Source organism: Anaeromonas frigoriresistens (assembly GCF_016820655.1).
In the GTDB taxonomy this organism is placed as follows: Bacteria; Bacillota; Clostridia; order Tissierellales; family SIT17; genus Anaeromonas; species Anaeromonas frigoriresistens.
In genome coordinates this window covers 504,956-529,293 of sequence record NZ_WSFT01000053.1, presented here as the reverse complement: position 1 = coordinate 529,293, position 24,338 = coordinate 504,956, and the positions used below count along the sequence as shown (strand labels likewise).

At 28.2% G+C, this 24,338-nt stretch carries 25 protein-coding genes and 1 pseudogene; 15 read left to right on the top strand and 11 right to left on the bottom strand.

Annotated features, from left to right (window positions below; translation table 11 throughout):
• Window positions 1-7: 7 nt before the first annotated feature.
• Window positions 8-856 (bottom strand): DMT family transporter, encoded by an 849-nt coding sequence (locus GOQ27_RS16845; protein WP_203368034.1) that lies wholly within the window; start codon window positions 854-856, stop codon window positions 8-10.
• Between the two features lie 298 nt (window positions 857-1,154).
• Between GOQ27_RS16845 and GOQ27_RS16840 the strand changes: the two genes are divergently transcribed.
• The 5 genes from GOQ27_RS16840 to GOQ27_RS16820 are packed head-to-tail and all read left to right on the top strand — an operon-like array spanning window position 1,155 to window position 5,404.
• Window positions 1,155-1,694 carry a helix-turn-helix domain-containing protein gene (locus GOQ27_RS16840; RefSeq protein WP_203368033.1) on the top strand — a complete coding sequence of 180 codons (540 nt, stop codon included), beginning with the start codon at window positions 1,155-1,157 and terminating at the stop codon, window positions 1,692-1,694.
• A gap of 12 nt (window positions 1,695-1,706) precedes the next feature.
• Window positions 1,707-2,750, top strand: coding sequence for a spermidine/putrescine ABC transporter ATP-binding protein (potA, locus tag GOQ27_RS16835; RefSeq protein ID WP_203368032.1), 1,044 nt, complete (start codon window positions 1,707-1,709; stop codon window positions 2,748-2,750).
• Window positions 2,751-3,584: an ABC transporter permease gene (locus GOQ27_RS16830; protein WP_203368031.1), complete on the top strand. Its 834-nt coding sequence runs from the start codon at window positions 2,751-2,753 to the stop codon at window positions 3,582-3,584.
• Entirely contained in the window at window positions 3,578-4,366 is a 789-nt protein-coding gene (locus GOQ27_RS16825) for an ABC transporter permease (RefSeq protein ID WP_203368030.1), read from the top strand. Before GOQ27_RS16830 ends, GOQ27_RS16825 begins: the two co-directional genes overlap by 7 nt.
• Window positions 4,367-5,404 carry an ABC transporter substrate-binding protein gene (locus tag GOQ27_RS16820; protein ID WP_252187870.1) on the top strand — a complete coding sequence of 346 codons (1,038 nt, stop codon included), beginning with the start codon at window positions 4,367-4,369 and terminating at the stop codon, window positions 5,402-5,404. It begins immediately after the preceding gene.
• 31 nt (window positions 5,405-5,435) lie between these two features.
• On the opposite strand, the gene GOQ27_RS16815 is transcribed toward GOQ27_RS16820, so the two are convergent.
• From GOQ27_RS16815 to GOQ27_RS16785, 7 genes are all read right to left on the bottom strand, one after another.
• Window positions 5,436-6,293, bottom strand: coding sequence for a thiamine pyrophosphate-dependent enzyme (locus GOQ27_RS16815; protein WP_203368029.1), 858 nt, complete (start codon window positions 6,291-6,293; stop codon window positions 5,436-5,438).
• Entirely contained in the window at window positions 6,293-7,978 is a 1,686-nt protein-coding gene (locus GOQ27_RS16810) for a 2-oxoacid:acceptor oxidoreductase subunit alpha (protein WP_203368028.1), read from the bottom strand. The genes GOQ27_RS16815 and GOQ27_RS16810 overlap by 1 nt, the downstream gene beginning before the upstream one ends.
• A gap of 132 nt (window positions 7,979-8,110) precedes the next feature.
• On the bottom strand, window positions 8,111-8,977 hold the full coding sequence (locus GOQ27_RS16805; protein WP_203368027.1) for a thiamine pyrophosphate-dependent enzyme: 867 nt from the start codon (window positions 8,975-8,977) through the stop codon (window positions 8,111-8,113).
• The gene (locus tag GOQ27_RS16800) at window positions 8,977-10,653 is read right to left on the bottom strand and encodes a 2-oxoacid:acceptor oxidoreductase subunit alpha (RefSeq protein ID WP_203368026.1); all 1,677 of its coding nucleotides are present in this window, start codon (window positions 10,651-10,653) and stop codon (window positions 8,977-8,979) included. The genes GOQ27_RS16805 and GOQ27_RS16800 overlap by 1 nt, the downstream gene beginning before the upstream one ends.
• 196 nt (window positions 10,654-10,849) lie before the next feature.
• Entirely contained in the window at window positions 10,850-11,428 is a 579-nt protein-coding gene (locus GOQ27_RS16795; RefSeq protein WP_203368025.1) for an accessory gene regulator ArgB-like protein, read from the bottom strand.
• Window positions 11,391-12,764 carry a sensor histidine kinase gene (locus GOQ27_RS16790; protein WP_203368024.1) on the bottom strand — a complete coding sequence of 458 codons (1,374 nt, stop codon included), beginning with the start codon at window positions 12,762-12,764 and terminating at the stop codon, window positions 11,391-11,393. Before GOQ27_RS16790 ends, GOQ27_RS16795 begins: the two co-directional genes overlap by 38 nt.
• Window positions 12,765-12,788: 24 nt before the next feature.
• Window positions 12,789-12,926, bottom strand: coding sequence for a hypothetical protein (locus GOQ27_RS16785; protein ID WP_203368023.1), 138 nt, complete (start codon window positions 12,924-12,926; stop codon window positions 12,789-12,791).
• A gap of 216 nt (window positions 12,927-13,142) precedes the next feature.
• Between GOQ27_RS16785 and rnhA the strand changes: the two genes are divergently transcribed.
• The 4 genes from rnhA (at window position 13,143) to GOQ27_RS16765 (ending at window position 16,611) form a co-directional block, all read left to right on the top strand.
• Window positions 13,143-13,592, top strand: coding sequence for a ribonuclease HI (gene rnhA, locus GOQ27_RS16780; protein WP_203368022.1), 450 nt, complete (start codon window positions 13,143-13,145; stop codon window positions 13,590-13,592).
• 61 nt (window positions 13,593-13,653) lie between these two features.
• Window positions 13,654-14,553 (top strand): nitroreductase family protein, encoded by a 900-nt coding sequence (locus tag GOQ27_RS16775; RefSeq protein ID WP_203368021.1) that lies wholly within the window; start codon window positions 13,654-13,656, stop codon window positions 14,551-14,553.
• A 160-nt stretch (window positions 14,554-14,713) separates the two neighbouring features.
• Complete coding sequence (gene rpsD / locus GOQ27_RS16770) at window positions 14,714-15,310, top strand: 30S ribosomal protein S4 (protein ID WP_203368020.1); 597 nt, start codon at window positions 14,714-14,716, stop codon at window positions 15,308-15,310.
• A 146-nt stretch (window positions 15,311-15,456) separates the two neighbouring features.
• Complete coding sequence (locus tag GOQ27_RS16765) at window positions 15,457-16,611, top strand: CD0519/CD1768 family membrane protein (protein ID WP_203368019.1); 1,155 nt, start codon at window positions 15,457-15,459, stop codon at window positions 16,609-16,611.
• Window positions 16,612-16,627: 16 nt separating this feature from the next.
• On the opposite strand, the gene GOQ27_RS16760 is transcribed toward GOQ27_RS16765, so the two are convergent.
• Window positions 16,628-18,010 (bottom strand): MATE family efflux transporter, encoded by a 1,383-nt coding sequence (locus tag GOQ27_RS16760; protein ID WP_203368018.1) that lies wholly within the window; start codon window positions 18,008-18,010, stop codon window positions 16,628-16,630.
• A 118-nt stretch (window positions 18,011-18,128) separates the two neighbouring features.
• Between GOQ27_RS16760 and GOQ27_RS16755 the strand changes: the two genes are divergently transcribed.
• Genes GOQ27_RS16755 through uvsE form a run of 4 tightly spaced genes read left to right on the top strand, consistent with a single transcriptional unit; the run spans window position 18,129 to window position 21,069 of the window.
• A complete protein-coding gene (locus GOQ27_RS16755) occupies window positions 18,129-18,575 on the top strand; it encodes a hypothetical protein (protein WP_203368017.1) in 447 nt (148 codons plus the stop codon).
• 8 nt (window positions 18,576-18,583) lie between these two features.
• Entirely contained in the window at window positions 18,584-19,114 is a 531-nt protein-coding gene (locus tag GOQ27_RS16750) for a DUF2284 domain-containing protein (protein WP_203368016.1), read from the top strand.
• 6 nt (window positions 19,115-19,120) lie between these two features.
• Window positions 19,121-19,831, top strand: coding sequence for a class I SAM-dependent methyltransferase (locus tag GOQ27_RS16745; RefSeq protein ID WP_203368015.1), 711 nt, complete (start codon window positions 19,121-19,123; stop codon window positions 19,829-19,831).
• Window positions 19,825-21,069 (top strand): UV DNA damage repair endonuclease UvsE, encoded by a 1,245-nt coding sequence (uvsE, locus tag GOQ27_RS17570; protein WP_350445940.1) that lies wholly within the window; start codon window positions 19,825-19,827, stop codon window positions 21,067-21,069. The genes GOQ27_RS16745 and uvsE overlap by 7 nt, the downstream gene beginning before the upstream one ends.
• Before the next feature lie 19 nt (window positions 21,070-21,088).
• Here the strand turns inward: uvsE and GOQ27_RS17385 are convergent.
• A pseudogene (locus tag GOQ27_RS17385) lies at window positions 21,089-21,274 on the bottom strand (Rdx family protein); the annotation flags it as partial.
• 185 nt (window positions 21,275-21,459) lie between these two features.
• Between GOQ27_RS17385 and GOQ27_RS16730 the strand changes: the two are divergent.
• Window positions 21,460-22,587 (top strand): aldo/keto reductase, encoded by a 1,128-nt coding sequence (locus GOQ27_RS16730; protein ID WP_203368012.1) that lies wholly within the window; start codon window positions 21,460-21,462, stop codon window positions 22,585-22,587.
• Window positions 22,588-22,624: 37 nt separating this feature from the next.
• Here the strand turns inward: GOQ27_RS16730 and arcA are convergent, their stop codons facing one another.
• Window positions 22,625-23,848: an arginine deiminase gene (gene arcA / locus GOQ27_RS16725; protein ID WP_203368011.1), complete on the bottom strand. Its 1,224-nt coding sequence runs from the start codon at window positions 23,846-23,848 to the stop codon at window positions 22,625-22,627.
• A 156-nt stretch (window positions 23,849-24,004) separates the two neighbouring features.
• Between arcA and GOQ27_RS16720 the strand changes: the two genes are divergently transcribed.
• A complete protein-coding gene (locus GOQ27_RS16720; RefSeq protein WP_203368010.1) occupies window positions 24,005-24,172 on the top strand; it encodes a hypothetical protein in 168 nt (55 codons plus the stop codon).
• Window positions 24,173-24,338: the final 166 nt, after the last annotated feature.

Here is a 24,338-nt window from a genome sequence, read left to right as displayed (position 1 = left end):
AGATATCTTAAGCCTTTTTCTTATTGGAATAATAGTTTATAAAGCCTGCAATAATAATAAGCAATCCGCCTAGTATACTTAAAATACCGGGAAATTCAGACCAAATAATAATTCCTATTATAGTTGAGAAGACAATATTAGTATAAGTATATATAGCTAACTCTCCTGCAGGAGCAAACCTATATGCATTTGTCATCAAAAACTGAGCAGTCGTTGCAAAAACCCCTAATCCTAATAAACCTATTATTTCTATAGAATTAGGAATGACAAATTGACCAGAAAGCATAAAAGGTATCATAGTTATAGTTGAAATAAAAGTAAAATAAAATATAATTGTTTCAGATGAATCAGTATGTCTTAAATGTCTTATGATTGTATATGCACTGCCAGCAAAGAAAGCAGATAATAAAGCTATGATATATGGAATAACTGATATATCGAATTCAGGTTTTACAACCAAGCTAGCTCCTATTAGTGCAAAAATTAATGATAATATTTGAAAGGGTTTAATTTTCTCCCCTAGAAAGAATGCTGAAAGTACTAACACAAAAAATGGTGACATTTTATTAAGTATAACAGTATCTGCTAAAGGTAAATTTGATAAAGCATAAAAATAAGCAGCAACACCTAAAAGTCCAAAGATACTTCTAAGAATTAAAAATTTCTTATTATTACCTAAGATTGGCTTTTTATTTTTAATAACTAGGTAACTAGCGACAAATAGACCTAATAAATTTCTGAAAAATATTTTCTCTACAACTGGGATTCTGTCGAGAAATTTCACAGTAGCTGCCATGGATGCAAAAAATAAAGCAGATAACAGTATTAGAATAATTCCTTTTTTTCTATTATCCATTATAGACCTCCTTAAATTAACACTATATTTATTTTACACTAAATAAATAATAAGTAAACATCTAAACTAATGACTTAACATTCTGAAAAATGGACTTTTAATTTATAAATAATCATTTAAATAAGTAGGTTTAAGGTATTATATATATATGAAAACTAAGATAATTAGTTACGATATAGTAGGAAAATATAAAATACCATTGACTTATACAAGATTAAACATTATAATATGTACTGCCATTGTTTAGTAGTTATAAACAATGAGTTTAGTATAATTGATAAACTATGAGGTGTATAAGATGGATATAGGTAAAAAAATCAAAGAATTGAGAATAAAAAATTCTTTGACTCAAGAAGAATTAGCTAATAGATGCGAGCTTTCAAAGGGTTTCATATCTCAAGTTGAAAGGGATTTAACGTCTCCTTCAATAGCTACTTTTATTGACATTTTGGAAAGTCTAGGAACAACTTTAAAGGATTTTTTTGATGAAATAGAAAATGAAAAAATTGTTTTTACTGATGAAGATATGTTTATAAGTGAAGATGATGAGTATAAATATGAGTTGAAATGGGTAATACCAAATGCTCAAAAAAATAAAATGGAACCTATCCTAGTGACTTTAGACCCCAATGGAATGTATAAAGAGGATCATCCTCACGAAGGAGAAGAATTTGGATATGTTTTAAGTGGTACTGTTTATATATATTTAGGTAAGAAACGATATAAAGCTAAAAAAGGGGATAGCTTTTACTATAAGGCAAATGTAAATCATTATATAAGTAATGCTGGAAAAAACAAAGCTAAGATACTATGGGTTTCAACTCCACCTAATTTTTAAGGAGGTTTTTATATGGAGAATCATATAATCAAATTAGAAGAGTTACAAAAAGAATATAGTGGTACTAAAGTACTAAAAAATATTGATTTAAAAGTAAAGAAAAATGAATTTTTAACTTTACTAGGTCCTAGTGGATGTGGTAAAACGACTACATTAAGGATAATTGGAGGATTTGAACTCCCCACAAAAGGAAATGTATATTTTGATGGTGACAAGATTAATGATGTTCCACCTTATAAAAGGCAGATAAATACAGTGTTTCAGAAATATGCTTTGTTTCCACACATGAATATTTTTGAAAATATAGCTTTTGGATTAAAGATAAAAAAAATATCTCAAAAGGAAATTAAGCAAAAAGTAAGTAGAATGCTTAGATTAGTAGGATTAGAAGGATACGAAAATAGAGAAATTAATTCTTTGAGTGGTGGACAACAACAGAGAATTGCTATAGCAAGAGCTTTAGTAAATGAACCTCAAGTCTTATTACTTGATGAACCATTAGGAGCTCTAGACCTTAAACTTAGAAAAGAGATGCAGATAGAGCTTAAAAGTATGCAAAGAGAAGTAGGAATAACATTTATATATGTAACTCACGATCAAGAAGAAGCTCTTACTATGTCAGATACAATCGTAGTTATGGATAAAGGAAAAATACAACAAAAGGGAACACCTGTAGATATTTATAATGAACCCGAAAATAGATTTGTAGCTAAATTTATTGGAGAAAGTAATATTATTGAAGGAGTAATGATAGAAGATTATTTAGTAGAATTTTGCGGTAAGAAGTTTAAATGTGTCGATAAAGGTTTTTTAAATAATCAAGAAGTAGATGTGGTTATAAGACCAGAGGATATAAAACTAGTATCTGTAAGTGAAGGTATGTTAAAAGGTATTGTTACTTCTGTAATATTCAAAGGTGTTCATTATGAAATGATAATAAAAGAGGGCGAAAGGGAATGGTTGGTTCACAATACATTAAAAAAAGATGTAGGTTCAAAGCTTGGTATATTGTTTAATCCAGAAGATATACATGTAATGAATAAGGAGAGAAATTAAATGAAAAAACTCGCTTCCTATCCTTATATTATTTGGAGTGCTATTTTTATTGTAATACCTTTAATACTTGTCTTTTTATATGGAATAACCATACCATCAGAAACTTCAATTTTTGGACTTAAATTATCTTTGGATAATTTTCAGAGGTTTTTAGAACCTATTTATATAAAGGTGTTATGGAGATCTATTTGGTTAGCCATAGTATCTACATTAATTTGTGTAATCATAGGATATCCTTTTTCTATGCTATTAGCTAAGACTAATGTAAAAAAGAGGAACATGCTTCTTTTATTAGTAATTATACCTATGTGGATGAATTTTTTGCTTAGAACTTATGCATGGATGACTATACTAGGAAAAAAAGGTCTGATAAATAACTTATTAAGGGATATAGGGTTACCAGCCTTAAATTTATTATATAATGATGGAGCGGTTATACTAGGTATGGTGTATAACTTTTTACCATTTATGATATTACCAATTTATACAGTTCTCACTAAAATGGATAAAAGTGTATTAGAAGCAGCCGAAGATCTAGGGGCTAATAGATTTGTAGTTTTTTTAAAAATTGTCTTCCCATTGAGTTTACCAGGAGTTATATCTGGTATAACTATGGTTTTTATGCCTGCTGTTAGTACTTTTGTTATATCAAAATTATTAGGAGGGGGACAATTTTGGTTAATAGGTAATTTAGTTGAAGAGCAATTTTTAAGAATAAACGATTGGCATTTTGGATCTACAATAGCATTAATCCTTATGGTTATTATATTATTGGCTATGGGAGTTATGAGCAAATATGATAATAAAGAGGATGGAGGTGCAGGATTATGGTAGAAAAGAGTATTAAGAGATTTTATATGTTTCTTATTTTCTTATTTTTGTATGCGCCTATAATAGTTTTAATAGTATTTTCATTTAATGATTCCAGGTTACAAGGATCTTGGGATGGATTTACTCTTAATTGGTATAGGGAATTATTTAAAAGCAGAGAGATAATGAAATCATTATATTATACAATCAGTATAGCATTATTATCTTCAGTTATAGCTACAATAATTGGAACATTATCAGCTATAGGGATTTATAATATGAAATCTTATAAAAAGAAAATTTTACTTAATGTTAATTATCTACCAGTGTTGAATCCTGATATAGTAACAGGTATCGCCCTTATGACACTTTTCGTATTTGTTAAAGTAAGACTGGGTTATGTGACATTGTTATTAGCTCATATAACTTTTAATATTCCTTATGTAATATTAGCTGTTTTACCGAAATTAAAACAATTACCAAAGGATATGACAGAAGCGGCATTAGATTTGGGTGCTACACCTTTTTATGCTTTTAGAAAGGTAATGTTACCAGAGATTTCTCCGGGTATTATTACTGGTGCATTGATAGCATTTACATTATCTATTGATGATTTTGTAATAAGTTTCTTTACTACTGGTTCTGGTATAAGTAATCTGTCAATAACTATTTATTCAATGGCAAGGAGAGGAATAGATCCAAAAATTAATGCTTTATCTACACTTATGTTTTTAAGTGTATTGATTTTGATGATCATTATAAATAAAAGAACAAATAAAGATTTCAAAAGAAAGGATGTGTATTAGTTGAAGAAGAATTTTTTACTATTAATATTAATAGTTTTATCTGTAACTATGATATCTGCATGTGGTGAAGATAAAGCTCAATTACACGTTTATAACTGGGGTGACTATATAGATGAGACAGTATTAGACCAGTTTGAAGAAGAATATGATGTAGATGTTGTTTATGAAACATATCCAACTAATGAAGATATGTATGTAAAAATCAAGCAGGGGGGAACGGGCTATGATGTAGCTATACCTTCTGATTATATGATTGAAAAAATGATAAAAGAAGATTTACTACATAAGATTGATATGAATAATATTGAAAACTATAAGTATATATCTGAAAGGTTTAAAAATTTAGATTTTGACCCTAATAATGAATATTCAGTACCATATATGTGGGGTACTGTAGGAATTTTATATAATGAAACAATGGTAGATGAAGAAGTTGATAGTTGGAACATTCTTTGGGACGAAAAATATGATGATGAAATTTTAATGCTAGATAGTCAAAGGGATTCTTTTGCTGTAGCTCTAAAGAAACTTGGTTACTCAATAAATACCAAAGACGAAGAAGAATTAGAAAAAGCAAAGCAAGAATTAATAAGACAAAAGGATCTAGTATTAGCATATGTTGGAGATGAAGGTAAAGATATGATGGTTAGAGAAGAAGCAGCATTATCTGTTGCTTGGTCTGGAGATGCAATATATTTAATGGAAGAGAATGAAAATTTAAACTATTTTGTACCAAAAGAAGGTTCTAATCTATGGTATGACAATATGGTTATTCCAAACACATCTGATAATAAAGAGTTAGCTGAGAAATTTATTGATTTTATGACAAGACCTGAGATCGCTTTAAAAAATACTGAATATATTGGTTACTCAACCCCTAATGAAGAGGCTAAAGAACAATTAGATGAAGAATTACAAAATAATCCTGTAGCTTATCCTTCTGAGGATGATGTAAAAAATAGTGAAGTATTTTTAGATCCAGGAGATTTCTTAAAAGTATACGATAAATTATGGACAGAAGTTAAGGCACATCAATAAAAGTGAGGTATACCTCACTTTTATTTTATATCTATATAAATTCTTCTATAAATTGTTCTGCTTCCTTAGGATCTAAACTCTTATCTACTAATGATTTTTTACCTTTTAGGTGGGGAAACCTATCAAGAAATTCTATTTTTTCCTCTTTATATATAATGCCTAAAGGAATATTATCATCCCATTCTAATGATTTTTCAAATGCTTTCAATTTATTAAAAGGATCATATTCACTGTCTAAATAGTAGATTCTATCTTTATACCATTTGAAAGTATTTATCCTATTAAATGTTACGCAGGGCTGTAATATATCTATTAGAGCATATCCTTTGTGATTAATACCTGCTTTTATCATTTCTTTAAGATGATTTATATCTCCTGAGAAACTTCTAGCAACAAAAGAACATCCCAAGGCTATAGCTGTAGAAATAGGATTTATAGGATCTACTTTCATACCATCACTTTGTAATGTTGTAGATTGACCCATAGCAGTAGTGGGGGAGCCCTGACCTTTTGTTAAACCATATATCTGATTATTATGAACTAGGTGGGTTATATCAATATTTCTTCTAATGTTATGTATTAAATGATTACCTCCTTCTCCATAAGAATCTCCATCTCCTGAAGTAACTATAACTTTTAAACTTTTATTAACTGACTTGGCACCTAAGGCAGAGGGTAGTCCTCTACCATGTAAACCATTGAATCCATTAACATTTATAAAATGTGGTGTTTTAGCTGCCTGACCTATTCCAGAAACTACTAATATATCTTTGGGAGATAAATCAAGTTCAGTAAAGGATATTTTAAGTGCATTTAATATACCAAAGTTACCACACCCTGGACACCATGATATCTCTGTATTGTTATCAAATTCTTTATTATAATTCATTATAATACCTCCTTAATCGACTTATACAATTCATATCCAGAGAATTGACGACCATCGTATTTATTAATGTTATCAGTAAATTTTATTTGTAATTCCTGAGATATAAGCTTTGCTAATTGATTCGAGTGATTATGTTCTACACTTATAATAGTTTTTGCAATATTACTGTATTGTATCATTTTTTTAATAGGTAAAGGCCATATATCACCAAAGACTAATGCTCCTATTGATACATTTTCTTTAGATAGTAGTTCTAGTGCCTCTTTTATTGACCCTTCTGATGAACCCCATGCAACTAAAAGAGTTTCAGGATTATTCATACCGTAATATTCAGGTTCAATCAAATCTTTTTTTACTAATTTTATTTTATTCATTCTTTTATCCATCATATTTATTCTATTTTTTTTAGATTCATCGATATTACCATATTCATTATGCTCATGACTATCGGCAAGGACTGTTATATTATTGTGATTACCAGGAATTAATCTAGGAGAAATACCATCATCTGTATATTCATATCTCTTGTATGTATCAGAATATTTACAATTATTTTTTTTAGCTATATTTCTGTCAATCTTTATATCATCAAAATTGAACTTTTCTATAGTACTACTTGAATCTGCTAAATATTGATCGCTTAAAATTATAACTAATAATTGATATTTATCAGCTAAATTCAAAGCTCTAATAGTTTGATAAAATGCATCTTGATGATTTTTCAAAGAGATTACCATTAAAGGCAAATCATCTTGTGAAGAATTTATAACAAAACCTAAATCACCTTGAGCAGTTCTGGTAGGCAATCCTGTAGCTGGTCCAGGTCGTTGAACATTGACTACTACTAGAGGGGTTTCAGTTATTGCAGCTAATCCTAGGCCTTCAACCATAAGAGAAAAACCTCCTCCTGAAGATGCAGTCATAGACCTAGCTCCAGCATAAGATGCACCTATAGCCATGTTTATAGCAGCTATTTCATCCTCCGCTTGTTCAACTAAAATATTCATGGAATTACTTTTACTATATAGATATTTCATAATACCAGTGGAAGGTGCCATAGGATATGCTGAATAAAAGGTTACTCCACCAGCTAATGCGCCTAAAGCAATAGCTTGATTACCATTTATGGAAATAGTATCTTTATTTATTAATTTTGGTTCAGAGACAGTAAATACATTTTTAAACATATCATAGCCTCTAACTAAAGCGGCATAATTCAAATTAATTAAATTTTCATCTTTGAAGAACTTATTTAACAGATTAGTAGTATTATTCACCTCTATATCAAAAGCTTTCAATATAGCACCTATAGCTACACTTGTGAAAACCTTTGCATTACCTACATCCTTAGCAGTTTCAATGAGTGGTAGTTTATTTACTGTATAATTATCCGTATCAATATTATAATCACATATTATTATACCATTGTCCTTTAAACGAGAAGAATGGTTTATTATAGTTTCTTTATTAAAAGCTAATATAATGTCTAAATCAGAATTATGAGAATAAAGTTCATCATTACCAAACCTAATTTGTGTAAAGTTATGACCACCTCTAACTCTGGACATATAATCTTTATTAGTAAATACAAAATATCCTTTTCTCTTTAATATAGATTCTAAAATTTTACCTGTAGTAGCTACTCCTTGACCAGCAGCACCACCTATTAATATATTATAATTCATCTAAGCACTCCTTTTATCAAATACTATTTTTTTTATACCCATAGATCTTTAATATATTAATTAATATATTTCTAATATTTTTCGAATATAATATATAATTAAAAAAATGAGCCTTTTAGGCTCATTTTTTTACTATCTAAAATCTTCCATAAATTTCTTTGCATCTAGTGGTTTCCATTCTCTATCAACTAGAGGTTTTCCGTCTCTTAAATGAGGGATTCTGTCAACAAAGGAAGTCGCATCTTCATTTCTATAAAGGATACCAATAGGTATTCCTTCGTCACCCCATTCATTTGCCTTTTTATATGCTTCCATTTTATTTGTTGGGTCATAGTTTTCATCTAGTTTATAGATTCTATCCTTATACCATTTAAAAGTATTTACTTTATTAAATGTTACACAAGGTTGAAGTATATCGATAAGGGCATAACCTTCATGCTTCATACCTTCTTGGATTAAATGGGCTAAATGATTTACATCTCCGGAAAAACTTCTAGCTACAAAGGTAGCACCCATTGTAATAGCTGTTGCTAAAGGATTAAAGGGATCGACTCTAACACCATCCAATTGCATTGTGGTAACTTGACCTTTGGCAGTAGTAGGAGAGCCCTGTCCTTTAGTTAAGCCATAGATTTGATTATCGTGTACTAAATGAGTAATATCTAAATTTCTTCTTATATTGTGGATAAAATGATTTCCACCTTCACCATAGGTATCACCGTCTCCAGAAGTAACTAATATTTTTAGATCTTTATTAGCAATCTTAGCTCCTAAAGCAGGGGGAAGAGATCTGCCGTGAAGTCCATTGAATCCATTCACATTTATATAATGAGGAGTTTTTGCTGCTTGACCAATACCTGAAGATATTAGGATTTGGTGAGGAAGCAGATCTAACTCTGAAAAAGCTTTTTTTAAAGAATTTAGTATACCGAAGTTACCACAACCAGGGCACCATGCATTCTCATCATTTGAATTAAATAGTTTAATATCTGTAGCCATTATAGTACCTCCTCTTTAATTCTACTGTATATTTCTTTGGCATATAGCTGACGTCCATCATATTTTAATATATTTTTTTCACAGTGTATTCCAGTTTCTTGTCTAATTAATTTAGCTAATTGACCAGTATAATTCTGTTCTACATTTACGATAGTTTTAACGGATTTACTATATTGTTCTAAAAGATTTGTTGGTAGGGGATAGATATCTCCAAATACTAAAGAACCTACTTTATGACCATCTTTTTGTAATAGTTCTGTAGCTTCTCTTAAGCCTCCATACATGGATCCCCATCCAATCAGTAATGTTTCAGGATCTTCATCACCAAAGTAGTCAGGTTCAATTAATTCTTCTCTTAGTAAATCCATTCTCTTCATTCTTTTTTGCATTTGTTCTATACGGACTTCACTAGATTCAGTTATATGACCCTCTTCAGTATGCTCATCACTATCGGCAATAACAGTGAGACCTTCTATTTTTCCTAGTATAACTCTTGGAGTTATTCCACTTTCTGTTACTTCATATCTTTTATAGTTTTCCAGATCGATATCACTAGCAGTAGCTATATGTCTATCAATAGATAGATTATCAAAGTTAAATTCATCAACTGTTTGAGTAGCATCAGCTAAATATTGATCGTTTAATATAATTACAAGCATTTGATACTTATCTGCTATATTTAAAGCTCTAACAGTTTGATAGAATGCATCTTCAGGATCTTTCACTGCTAAAACCATTCTAGGTATTTCACCGTGAGATGCCGTTAATATAAAGCTTAAATCACTTTGCTCAGTTCTAGTAGGTAAGCCTGTAGCTGGTCCAGGACGCTGCACATTAGCTACAACTAATGGTATTTCAGTAATACCGGCTAAGCCTAGGGCCTCAGTCATAAGGGAGAAACCGCCCCCAGAGGTACCAGTCATTGTACGAACTCCTGTAAAGGAAGCACCAATTGCCATATTGATTGCAGCTATTTCATCTTCTGCTTGTTCTACGACTAAATTAGCTTCAGTTTCTTTAGATGATATATAAGTCATAATACTTGTTGATGGAGTCATTGGATAAGCTGAATAAAAACTTACACCTCCTGCAATTGCACCTAAAGCTATTGCTTGATTGCCATTAATTAAGATAGTATTTTCAGCAGTACCTTCTTTACTTTCAAATCGACTTTCTACATAGTGATATCCTCTTTTAAAAGCTTCTTTATTTGATTCTGATGTTTCTTTTTCCCATTTAGTTTCAAATACTTCATCTACTTTAGAATCACTCATTCCCAATATTTTAAGTACGGCACCCATTCCAACAGTACCAAATACTCTAGCATGACCGATTTCTTTAGCTATTTTAAGCATAGGGATAGTTATCGTTCTATTATCTTCCCATTTCACATTTTCATCACATAAGAATACGCCATTTTCCTTTAGTTTATCTGAATGGAAATTGACTGTATTTTGATCGAACCCAATTATAATATCTAATTCATCATCATAAGAATAGACAGGTTCTGTACTGAAGCGAATTTGAATAAAATTATGACCACCTCTAACTCTTGACATATAGTCCTTATTAGAGAATACATAATAGCCTTTTCTTTTCAGAATTTTTTCTAATAGAACACTAAATGTATCCATACCTTGACCAGCAGATCCGCCAATTAAAATATTATATCTCATATATTCCACTCCTTTAACTTAATAACTTATTTTAACTATACCCATGATTAAATAGGGTATTCTCTATAATATAAAACCATGTATTGAACATTGTATACAAAGCATGATTAATATATATCCACTAATTAATTTATTAAACATATAAATGAAAATGATTATCATTTATATTTGAATATTAAAAATCTCAGTATACTTATTAAGTATGCTGAGATTTTTTTAACTTTATTTTTCCTAATAGTAGAGTAAGGGATTGTATAAATAGAGCTACTAAGCCTATATTAGAAAAGGTATTTGGTAAATTCACAACAATTAATAATAAAAAACTGTATAAAAAAATGGAAACTATCTTTAGTTGTCTTCTTCGTTTAAGGGAGGGGATAGGTTTATTAGGATGATCCATAGGAGCGAATATAATTATAAGAGTGTAAGCAAGAAATATTAATGTTAATTTACTTATATATTCAATATTTATAATATAGGGAATTTTAATAATCAGTAAAAGTATAACAAAGGAGGTTAGTAGACAACCAAAATAGGTTTTTTGATGAAAACCTCCTGTGAATATCCTTAAGATACTAAAGAATAAAGTTGCTACAATAAATTCTTTAGTTAAATTTAGAAAACTAAAGACAGCTAAATATAGAATAAATTTCGATAACTCACTTAAAATACATTCTAATCCATATTTTATTTTTATAACTTCAAGAGAAGTATATTCTTTATCAGCAGTTATTTGATTAGTTAGATATAGAGATACTCTTTTTATCAATTTCATTTTTCACCTCAAGATATTCAAATATTAATTGAAATTCTGTTTCCAAGTCATTACTATGAACTTTAATTATGCCATTATTATTTTCTGTTATATTTTTTACTATATATAATCCTAATCCATGGTCATCTTTTTCCTTTACTTTTGTAGAATAACCATTTTTAAAAATCTTTTTTAAATTACTTTCTGATATCTTAGGACCGTTATTAGTTATTGAAATTATATATTTGTCATTCTCTAAGTAAGTCCAAAAGGAAACTATTGGACTTTCAATTATAGAATCAGAAAAAAGTATAGCTTCAAAGGAATTATCTAAAATATTACTAATAATACTTATCAAATCAGTATCATTAATACTTAGTTTATCAATTGAAATTTCAAAGTTAACATCGAAAATGATATTATTCTCATATGCAAAATTACTTTTAATGGCAAGTAAGCCATCTATATAATCATTTCCACTATTATAAATATGATAAGAGTTTTTAAGATTTTCTGAAATTTTACTTAAATACTCTTTAATTCTTTCCACTGTATTTGGTTTATTTATGGTACACATAGCATAAATAGTATTTATATGGTTAGAAAAATCATGTTTTTCTCTTCTAACAATATTTATTAAGGTCTCTAAATTTTTGATATAATCATCCTGTACCTCATACTTTTTTTGAATACTAATTAATTTGATTTTTTCTTTATAATCCAAATAGCCAATCATAATGTATAAGGCAAATATTATGGATATTAAAATTTCATAAATAATAATTTTTTCTGGCTGATATATTATATATCTTATACTAAGAATCAGTCCTCCCATAAGGAATATACCAAAAAACCAATAGTTTATAAGAGAGTACTTAAATTCTTTATGAAAGGATTTAATTATAGGACTTTCTATTTTAGATAACATGGTAATAATTATGATTTCATTAAACTTAACAAAGATAGAAAATGCTATTTTATGTATAGGATTAGTTAATATTGTTTGAGTAGATTCTTTTATCATTAAGGATAAAAGTTGTAAAGAAATCATCTCTATTATCATCATACCTAGTAATATAAAAATAATAGTAGCAATAGTCAAAGGATATCTCGTATTAGTAATAAATGATAAACTTAGTATTAAGAACAAAATAATTACAACAGTATGATAGCCAGGAGGAAGGGATAAGGTTGTCCAATAAGAAAAAATAGTATAAGTAATAATGAATAGAAAGTTTATTATTTTTTTATCCATGAATAAATCTCTTTTATTAGAGATAAATAAAAATAGATAAAGTAATATAAATCCTTCTAAGAATGACATGATTATTTCGTTAATTAATATGTATGATTGCATCTCTCATCCCTCATCCTTTTCTAATTAATGAATTAACTCTTTAGGGCATTTAATTTGATTAGTATAAAATATGGAAGTAGTAATAGGTGCGGTAGAACTAACCATAATTGCTAAAAAAGCTAGTGGTGATAAAATAAGTTTAGCTAACTTTTTATAAGACATAAAGAACTCTCCTTTTCTAGAATATTTTGATTGAATTCGTTATGATATGATTATAGATATATTATATCAAAAAAATAGGCATTGGTAACTATATTTACTGCATTAAATTTAAATTTATTTATATAATAGATTAAATATTGAAGGATTATACTTTTTATAATATAAAAGTGTATAATTTGATAGAATTAGAATTATAGAAAAGAGGTTATATTTAAAATGAATAAAATTATAATTTATACAGATGGAGCCTGTTCTGGAAATCAACACAAGGAAAATGTTGGAGGATATGGGGCTATATTGATTTATGGAGATCATGAAAAAGAAGTATATGGTGGAGAAAAGAATACTACTAATAATAAAATGGAGTTAAAGGCACCAATTGAAGCTTTAAAGTTAATTAAGAAAGATAATATTCCAATTGAAATATATACAGATTCAGCTTACCTATGCAATTGCATAAATCAAAAATGGTATGTTAATTGGAGGAAAAATGGATGGGTTAACTCTAAGAAAAAACCAGTAGAGAATAAGGCATTATGGGTAGAATTATTAGATTTGATTGAGAGATTTAATAATATAAAGTTTATTAAAGTAAAAGGACACTCAGGTGTGGAATTAAATGAAAAAGCAGATCAACTAGCTAATAAAGGAATGGAAGAAATCTAGATTAATTATATAGTATTTGGGTATTAATAAAATACATTATTTATTTTAAGGGAGGAAGATTATGTTATTTAGTAAATTTTTAGAAAATAGACGTTCTACTAGGGAGTATAGTGATAAGATGGTTGAAAATGATAAATTGGAGATGCTTATGGATTTTGCTGAAAAGCTACAATCTGGATACGGTAATGATGGAATAAGATTTATTCTTTACGAAGATGGTGAAAAAATCTATGAGAATTTAAAAGGAGTAGCAGGTTATGCAGGTGTTATGATTAATAGTCCTCATTATATCGGTCTCCAAACTGATAATGAAGATAAAGAAACTATTATTAAAGCAGCTTATGCTATGGAAACTTTATTAACAAAAGCCTATCAACTAGACTTAGGGAGTTGTTGGATAAATATAATGGATACACCCTATGATTCAAAAGAGATACTTTTTAATGGGAAAAACAAACATATTAATTACATAGTAGCTATTGGTTATTCAAAAGACAAAAGTAAGATTTCACAAATAGCAAATTCTAATGGGTTAGAGAATGAAGACATAGGTTATTTAAATACAATAAGACCTTTTAAAGAAAAAAAGTATTTTGTTGAAAAGTCTACCAGTAGTAGATTATCAGTAAAAGATATTGTTTTTGATAGTAAATTTGGGAAGTCAATAGATCCAGATGAACTAGATAAGAGAGGGCTAGATGAGTTATTTTATTATGTTAGATATGCCCCTTCTAATAAGAATAAACAACCATGGAGATTCATACTAAAAAATAATAAAGTGAATTTGGCAGTTATAGATCCTAAAGATAAAAATAATTTAACAGATGCAGGTATTATGATGTATTACTTTGAAGAAATGGCAAAAAGTATTGGTTTCAAAAGCAGCTGGGATTTTATAGAAGGAGATATTCAAGAGGAAGATGGTATAACTTTCAGTATTTTAGGAGAATATAAACTATAAATTATAGAGATATGAAATTCTTATAATTAGTTATATATATCTTTGTAAATGATAATATTTATCATTTACAAAGATATATAAATATGCTACAATATAATTGGCAATTCGTTACAGAATATATACCGCGGCCAAATATATTCTTAATACGGAGGTATTGAAAATGGCAAAAATGATGGGACCACGTTTTAAACTAAGTAGAAGATTAGGTGTAAATGTAGTAGGACATCCAAAAGCAATGAAGCGTGCACAAAGAGGTACAGGTAGAGCAGATAGAAAACTATCAAACTATGGTATTCAGCTACTAGAAAAACAAAAGCTAAGATCATATTATGGAGTAATGGAGAAACAATTTAAGAAGAGATATGTAGATAGAGCAATGAAAACAGATGGAATACCTGGTGAAGTATTGATAGAACTACTTGAAAGAAGACTAGATAACATGGTATATAGAATGGGATTCGGAAGTTCTATAAGACAGGCTAGACAGATGGTGAACCATGGACATATGTTAGTTAATGGTAAGAAGGTAGATATTCCTTCTTATGAAATAATCCCAGGAGATGAGATTACACTAAAAGAGAAAGCAAGAAATATAGATATGTTTAAAGAAAACTTTGAAAATCCATCTTTCCAATTAGATTATATAGACAGAGACGAAAATAATATGTCTGCTACATTAACTAGATTACCTAAAAGAGAAGAGATTCCAGTAGAAGTAGATGAGCATTCAATCATCGAATTCTATTCAAGAAAATAATATATTAAAAAGATCCCTTAGGGGATCTTTTTTTGTTAAGAATTATTAATCTATTTAAGTTAGAATTTCATTTAAAAATTATTGATACTATACCTATCACTCTAGTATAATGAATATTAGTTAATTAAATGAAGGGGGGAGTTTAAATGGATAGCATAAACAACAAGAAGAAAACATTTGCCTATTTTGATACTATTATTTTTATTGCAATCATTTCTTTATTCTTTGGATACATTGGATTTAAGATGGGTGTAGGCAATATGTTTTCTACAATAATGAATACAGCATATAAACTTTTACTTGAAACTGTATTTTATATTATGGCTATTGCTGTTTTGGCAGGAGCTTTTGGTAGGTTGGCTACTGAGTTCAAACTAGTACAAGTATTAAATATGATTTTTGCACCTTTTATGAGACCGTTATATAATTTGCCAGGAGTTAGTTTCTTGGGGATTATTACTACTTATTTATCAGATAATCCAGCTATTATTTCTTTAGCTAAGGATAAAGGATATCTGAGTTATTTTAAAAGGAATGAAGTGCCTTGCCTATGTAATTTAGGAACTGCTTTTGGTATGGGTTTAATTGTTACAACATTTATGATAGGACAAGGGTACTTTAAAGAAGCCTTAATAGGTAATTTTGGAGCGTTAATAGGTAGTATAATAAGTGTAAGACTTATGGCCTATAGAAGTAAAAAAGTTTTGGGAAGTTCTAAAATTCAAGGAAATGAAGATTTTGATTTAGAAGAAATGTTAAATACTTCAGAAGACGAAAAAGTGAGCTTCTTTGAACGGTTTTTAACTGCTTTTCTAGAAGGTGGGAAAATGGGTGTAGATATTGGATTGAGTATTATACCTGGTGTATTAATTATATGTACTATAATAATGATATTAACCTTTGGTCCCTCTGATGCTATCCAAGGATATCAAGGTTTGGCTTATGAAGGAGTAGAATTACTTCCATGGATTGGAGAGAAGCTATCTCCAATATTAACTCCTTTATTCGGCTTTAAGAGTCCTGAAGCTATAGCTTTTCCAATTACAGCATTAGGTGCTGTAGGAGCTGCCCTTAGTTTAGTACCAACATTCTTAGAGAGTAATATAATTGGTGGAAATGAAATTGCAGTATTTACTGCAATGGGAATGTGTTGGAGTGGATTTTTAAGTACTCATGTTGCTATGTTAGATGCTTTGGGACATAGAAATTTGATTTCAAAAGCTATAACAAGTCATTTAGTTGGGGGTATCCTCGCTGGGGTTACAGCTCATTATACTTTTTTATTAATAAGCATATTTTAAGCTAGACATTTAATGTCTAGCTTTTTTTAGTATTGTTCATATCTTCAAATATATTTTTAAGGGCCCTTCTCAACCAAAACACCATAACAAGAGATGATATAAATTCTGATAATGGAAAGGAATACCATATGTTATTTACTCCACCTATTTTACCTAATATATATGCTAAAGGTAATAGCAAAATTATTTGCCTTAGAAAAGAAAGTGTAAGACTAGGCAACCCTTTACCTATAGCTTGAAAGGTAGTAGAGCCAATAATTGCCGGTCCAATTATTGGAAAAGCTATGCTAATTGTAGTTAATGCTTTAGATCCTAATAGTATCAGTTCCTCACTATCTTCTGAATTAGAAATGAACAATTTGATTAAATGAGTTGGTATGGTTTGAAATAAAATGAAACCTAAAGTTGTAAAAGTGAAAGCTACAATAAAACCATATTTAATTGCTTTTTTCATTCTCTCAGGATTATTATGCCCATAATTATATCCTATTATGGGCATATACCCTTGGTTAAGTCCAAATACAGGCATAAACACAAATGATTGCAATCTAAAATATATGCCTAAAGCAGCTATAGCTGTTTCGTTGTATGTACCTACAATAATATTTAATCCACCTATCATAAAGGATGCTAAAAATTGCATTACCATAGCAGGAAATCCTACTATATATATATCCTTAATTATATTTATATTAAATACAAATTTATTGAAATTAACATTTATTTCATTATCTGCTTTGAAAATCATAAAAACAATAAATATACCACTTAGAAGTCTTGAGACTACAGTAGCTACTGCAGCACCTTCAATACCCCATTCAGGGAATATTCCTATACCAAAAATCATAAATGGGTCTAATATTATATTTATTATTGATCCAATTAACATTGAAATCATAGGTACTAAAGTATTGCCTTCTCCTCTTAGAATATTATTAGCTATCATAGGAACGAACATGGCAGTGGATCCAATAAGAATAATTCGTATGTATCGAGTACCATAATCTATAATATCTACATTATTAGTAAAAATGGAAATAATATTTCTAGAAAATAAAGACCCTAATATGGCTAAAACTATTCCATAAACAATAGAAAGCAATAATACATGTTCTGCTGCATTTGATGCTTTTTTTCTATTACCTTTTCCTAATTCTCGTGAAATTAATGAACTAGTTCCTATACCAGTTCCTACTGCTATAGCTATAAGTATCATCTGTATAGGAAAAGCTATAGACAAACCTGTTAAAGCTTGTTGGTCATAATTACCTATATATATACTATCCACTATATTGTATAGGGCTTGAATAGCCATTGACAAAATAGATGGAATTGATAACTTGAATAATAGTGGTACTATGGCTTCAGTACCCATTCTATTTTTATTTTCTCTATCCATTTAATTACCTCCATATATAATTAATATATCACATATACCATAAAAAAAATAAGTTAATCATTTTAACTTTATTAAAAATATATAGTATAATTAAATGAGTAATAGAAGGAGGGTACATATGAAAAAATTTAAAACAACAGATATAGCTATTTTATTATTAGGATTAGGAAGTGGCATTATACTAACAGCTTCAATTTTCTATTATAATCCTACTATACAGTATAAGGAATATACAGATGAGGAGATAGTAGCCAAGTATACTGAAATAAAATTAAGAGACGAAAGAAAAAATGAATCTTTAGAAGATAATAATGAAGATGAATCAAAAGATAAAACAGAAGATATGGAAGAAGAAGCTAAAGAAGTAAAATTCATCATTAATAAAGGAGAAACAATAACAGAAATTATAGATAGATTATATGAACTTAATATAATAGAAAGCAAAGAGAGTTTTTTAGATAGATTAAAAGTAAGAGAAGCTACTGGAAAAATACAGTATGGAGAATTTGATATTGAATTGCCAATTAGTTATGATGAATTGATAAATAAACTAATAAGTAAGTAGGTGGAAAAATGCTAAATAATAATGACTATATAAGTAGAGGAATAGAAATATATGAAATAGAGCCTAGTGAAATAATATTTGATGATTCAATTAGAGATTATTGTAAAGAAAATAAATGTGGGAGATACAATAAGAATTTTATGTGCCCTCCTAGAATTGGAACGGTAGAAGAATATAAAGAAATAATTAAGTCTTATAATAAAGGATATATATTATTAATAAAGGATATTATTAATAAGCCTAATATAAATGATCATTATAATTCTCAAAAAAAATTACATCAAATAGTATTAGAAGTGGAAGAGAAATTGATTTCAAATGGATATAATAAATCCTTGGGCTTTATTGCAGGAGAATGTAAGCTTTGTAGTCCTTGTAAATTAGTAGAAGGATATAATGAATGTATTCATCCTAACAAAGCAAGAACTTCACTAGAAGCAGTAGGAGTAAATGTAGTAGAAACTATGAAAACAAAAGGTATAGAGATTATTTTTGGAACAAAAAATATAACATGGGTTGGAGTTGTATTGATGAAATAGGAGGGCTTGGAAATTACTATTCGTAAAAAGCATAGAAAACTTAATCATTATAAAACAAGAGGGTGTCCTTTATGTAGATCAATAAATACTAAATTCTTTTATAAAGGGAAAAAGAGAGATAATTACAGATCTTATTTCTGTTGTAATAATTGTGATTTAGTATTTGTTGATAAATGGCAACAGTTAAATAAATTTGATGAACTCAGTAGGTATAAAGAACATAATAATGATCCTAATGATAAGGGATACAGAAAATTTCTTAGTCGATTAATAAAGGAATTGATACCATATTTAAATGAGGGTATGTTAGGTTTAGATTATGGATGTGGACCAGTGCCAGCTTTATCTATGATAATGAGAAATAAGAGATATAATATGAAAATTTATGATCCCTATTTTTATAGAAGAAAAAGAGTATTAAATGAAAGATTTGATTTTATTACTTCTTCTGAAGTAATTGAACATTTCAACAATCCTTATGGTGAATTTATAAGGTTAAATAAGTTATTGAAGAAAAATGGTTATTTAGCAATAATGACTAATTTATTAAATGACAAGGAGAATTTTAAAAATTGGCATTATAAAAATGATTTAACTCATATAAGCTTTTATAGTAAAGAAACTATGAGATGGATTGCAAATAAGTTTAATTATAAAGTGTTTTTTCCAAATAGAAATGTTATTATATTTAAAAAGATAAGAGGTGGTCAATTATAAGATTAGGATATGCTTGTTTAAATAAATCAATTAATAAAACAAATTTTAAAACCTGTAGATTAAAGAATGCATCGGAAGATAGATTAAAAGAGTTAATAAAGTATAACTTAGATAGTCTAATTTATATATTACTATATAATAAAAACGTTGGAATCAATTTTTATAGGATTAGCTCTGATATAATTCCTTTTGGCTCTCATAAAATAAATAATATAGAGTGGTGGAAAGAATTTAAGAATGAACTTGATAATATTAAGAGTATAATAAAAGAAAATGATTTTAGAGTCTCTATGCATCCAGGTCAGTATACTGTATTAGATTCTAATAATAGGACTGTAGTAGATAATGCTATATCAGAATTAGAATATCATGGTAAATTTTTAGATGAGATTACAGATGATTATACTCATAAAATAGTTTTACATATCGGAGGTATCTATGGGGATAAATCAAAAGCAATCGAAAGATTTATTGAAAATTTCAATAATTTATCTAATAATGTAAAGAATAGATTGATTATAGAGAATGATGAAAAAAATTATACAATAGAAGATGTATTATATATAAGTGATATAATTAATATACCTGTGGTATTTGATAATTTACACAATCAGATAAATGGAAATTATGAAATTAATGATATTTTAAATAAGGTTTATAAAACTTGGGATGCAAAAGATGGTAATCCTAAGTCTCATTATTCTCAGCAAGCACCCTATAAAAGGATAGGTTCTCATACAAAAACTATAGAGCCCTATAGTTTTTTAAAATATATTAATAACATGAGTAAAGATGTAGATATAATGCTAGAAGTAAAGGATAAAAATATTTCTACAGAAAAATTAATGACATTAATGAATAATGATATTAATGTCTTAAGAAACGAATGGGGAAAGTATAAATATAATATCATGGAAAAGTCCTATTATGATTATAAGACTATAAGTAAATATATAAATTCAGATTCCCCTGAATTACAGAAATTTATATATATGTTAGACAAGAGCCTTAATAAAGAAAAATCCATAGGAGACGAAATTAATACAATAAATCATATATGGGGATATTTTAAGAAAGATTCTACAAAAGAGGAAAGAGAAAAACTATTTAATATTGTAAGAGACTATAAACAAAAGGATATTCATATATCAGAAGTTAAGAAATATCTTTATGAATTAACAGTAAAATATAGACAAGATTATTTACTCAATTCTTATTATTTTAATAAAATATACTAGGATATCCTAGTATATTTTATTATTTTTCTCTTATTATTTTTTCAACTTCATCTTCAATAGGAAATCTATCTAATTCTTTTTTAGAGAATATCAACTCATCATTCAATTTAACTTCAAATACTCCTCCAGAAGAAGGTATCAAGGTTAAATTTTCAATATTGTTAGTGTGTTCTGCTAATAAGCTTTGTGTAAGACCCACGGCCTTAGGTAAATAGTTTCATGAAGTACAGTACTCTATGCTTAGATTTTTTTTCATAAATAATTCCTCCTCGTATTATTACGTATAACAACAATATGTATACATATTTATTATACCTTAAAATTTAATATTTAATCAATTGCACTTTTGACTATAAGGAGATACAATTATTAATATTAGGGGGGATTAAAATGAATTATAAAGAATATGGAACTACCGGTAAGATGATATCGAGATTAGGATTTGGTTGTATGAGATTACCGAGAATAGACGAAGAAAATATGCAATCTGATCTTGATGAAGAAAAATCGATAGAATTATTAAGACGGGCTTATGAATTAGGAGTTAATTATTTTGATACAGCACCCTTTTACTGTAATAGTCAAAGTGAAGAAATCGTAGGAAAAGCACTAAACCCTTTTAGGGAAAATGTATATATATCTACTAAAAATCCTATCGAAGATGGGAGTGTTGAAACCTTTAGAAAGTATTTAAACCAATCTCTCAAACGATTAGATACAGATTACATAGACTTTTATCATTTATGGGGGATAAATCTTAAAATGTATCAAGAAAAAATTGATAAGAAAGATGGAGCTCTATATGAAGCTATAAAAGCAAAAGAAGAAGGACTAATTAGACATTTAAGCTTTTCCTTTCACGATGCACCAGAAAATTTATTTAAAATTATAGATACAGATAATTTTGAATCAATGTTGGTACAATACAATTTACTTGATAAGAAAAATGAAACAGCTATAAAATATGCTAATGAAAAAGGAATAGGGGTTGCAATAATGGGTCCTATAGCTGGTGGGAGGCTAGGAACTCCTTCTGAAGTAATTCAAAATTTATTACCAAAAAAGTTATATAGCAGTAATGAGATAGCATTAAAATTTGTATTGGCAAACCCATATGTTACATGTGCTTTATCTGGAATGGAAAATATAAAAATGCTTGAAGAAAATGTGAGAATTACAAATGAAAGTAATTATTTAAACAATGAAGAATTAGATATAGTAAACAAGTCAATGAAGGAAATGCAAAAGTTATCAGATCTTTACTGCACAGGATGTAAGTATTGTATTCCTTGTCCTAAAGATATTAATATACCTAGGGTATTTGAATTAATGAACTATTATAAACTATATGATATTAAAGATTATTCAAAAGAGGAATATAAAAAATTAAATGGTGAAAACAATAGAGGACATAATGCTTCCGTATGCATTGAATGTGGGAAATGTATCGAGAAATGCCCTCAAAAAATACAAATAATTCATCAACTTAAAGAAAGCCATAAAGCATTATCTCTATAAAAATATCCTAGCATATCAATGCTAGGATATTTTTATATTAATTTAAGTCTTCTCTTACCAATGGCATACTCATACATCTTGGGCCACCTCTTCCTCTAGACAATTCGTAGGATGGCATTTCTATTACTTCTATCCCGTTTTTTCTTAAGGCTTCATTTGTAACATAGTTTCTATCATAACATAATACTTTGCCAGGGGATATAGCTAAAGTATTAGAACCATCACTCCATTGTTCTCTACCTGCATCAATAAAATCTCCACCTCCACATCTTATTAGATTAACTGATGGAAGATCAAGGTATTTACTTAAAATTGTTGATAGCTCTTCTTTTTCGAATTTAATAGATAAAGAATTATCTTTATCCATTCTGATACTATACAGTTCTAATGGACCTTCTATTCCTGGATGTATAGTAAAGCTATCATGATCTACCATTGTAAAAACTGTATCTAAGTGCATATAAGCTCTAGCTTTTGGAATATTAAATGCTAAAATTGTTTCAAAAGATTCTTTACCTAAAATTCTTTTAGCAACTGATTGAATAGCTTTAGCAGTTGTTCTTTGACTTATTCCGATAGCTAAAACTTTATTTGATAAAACTAATTCATCTCCACCTTCTAAAGCATACTTTTCATTTCTATCATACCATTTATGAACACCTTTAAATCTAGAATGATAATCAAAGATATATTTAGCAAAGATTGTTTCTCTATTTCTTGTTATTGTGCTCATTCTATTTAATGTAATTCCTGACCCAATTGTAGCAAATGGATCCCTTTGAAAATAAAGATTAGGTAATGGATCTAAATAAAATGGATAGTCTTCTCTTTCATTTACCATATCAACTAGAGACTTATTTTTAATCTCAGGTATATCCTTTGTTCTAATTCCTGATATAATTTTTTCAACCATATCTTTAGTCTCAAAATTTTTTAGATATTCTATTAATGTCTTCTTTAGTTGTACAGAGGAAACATTTCCTTCATCAATAAATTCATCTAAAAACTTATTTTTTATTTCTTCATTCTCAAGAACTTCTGAAACTAAATCAGATAAATACAATACTTCTGCACCATTTTTTCTTAATAAATCAGCAAAAACATCGTGCTCTATTCTTGCTTGTTTAATGTATGCTATATCATCAAAAAGTAATCTTTCTAAATACTCTGGAACAAGATTTTCTATTTCATGATATGGTTTATGAAGCAATACAGTTTTTAATTGACCTATTTCGCTATATACATGAACTTCATTTTTCATAGTTTACCTCCTAAAAGTTATATAATCTTAGGATATGTAATTTTATAAAAAATATTTTATATATTATATATTGGTAAGAATAAATTTATTTATTATGACTTAAACTAAATTATAGTTATTAATTATTATGACTATACAATGAAGGGAGTAGAGAAAATGAAAAAAACCTTTGAACAAGTTAAAAATGACTTTAAAAATGCAAATCTAGAGGAAAAGATCAATATTTATACTACTACCAGTGGTTTGACAGTAGATCAATTTAAAGAATTACTAAAAATGTTTCCAGTTCAACATTTGAGTAAATTAGAAAAAGCTATGGCATAGTATCAGATAAAGTATACTTTAATGATATAATTTAGCGGCGGACTGATTATAATTTGTCCGCCTTTTTATTTTACAGATTTAAGTAATATGATATTATAATAAATAATATAAAGTAATATTTTATATGTAGGGTATATTTATTATATTCACTTAAGTAAGGAGTGCT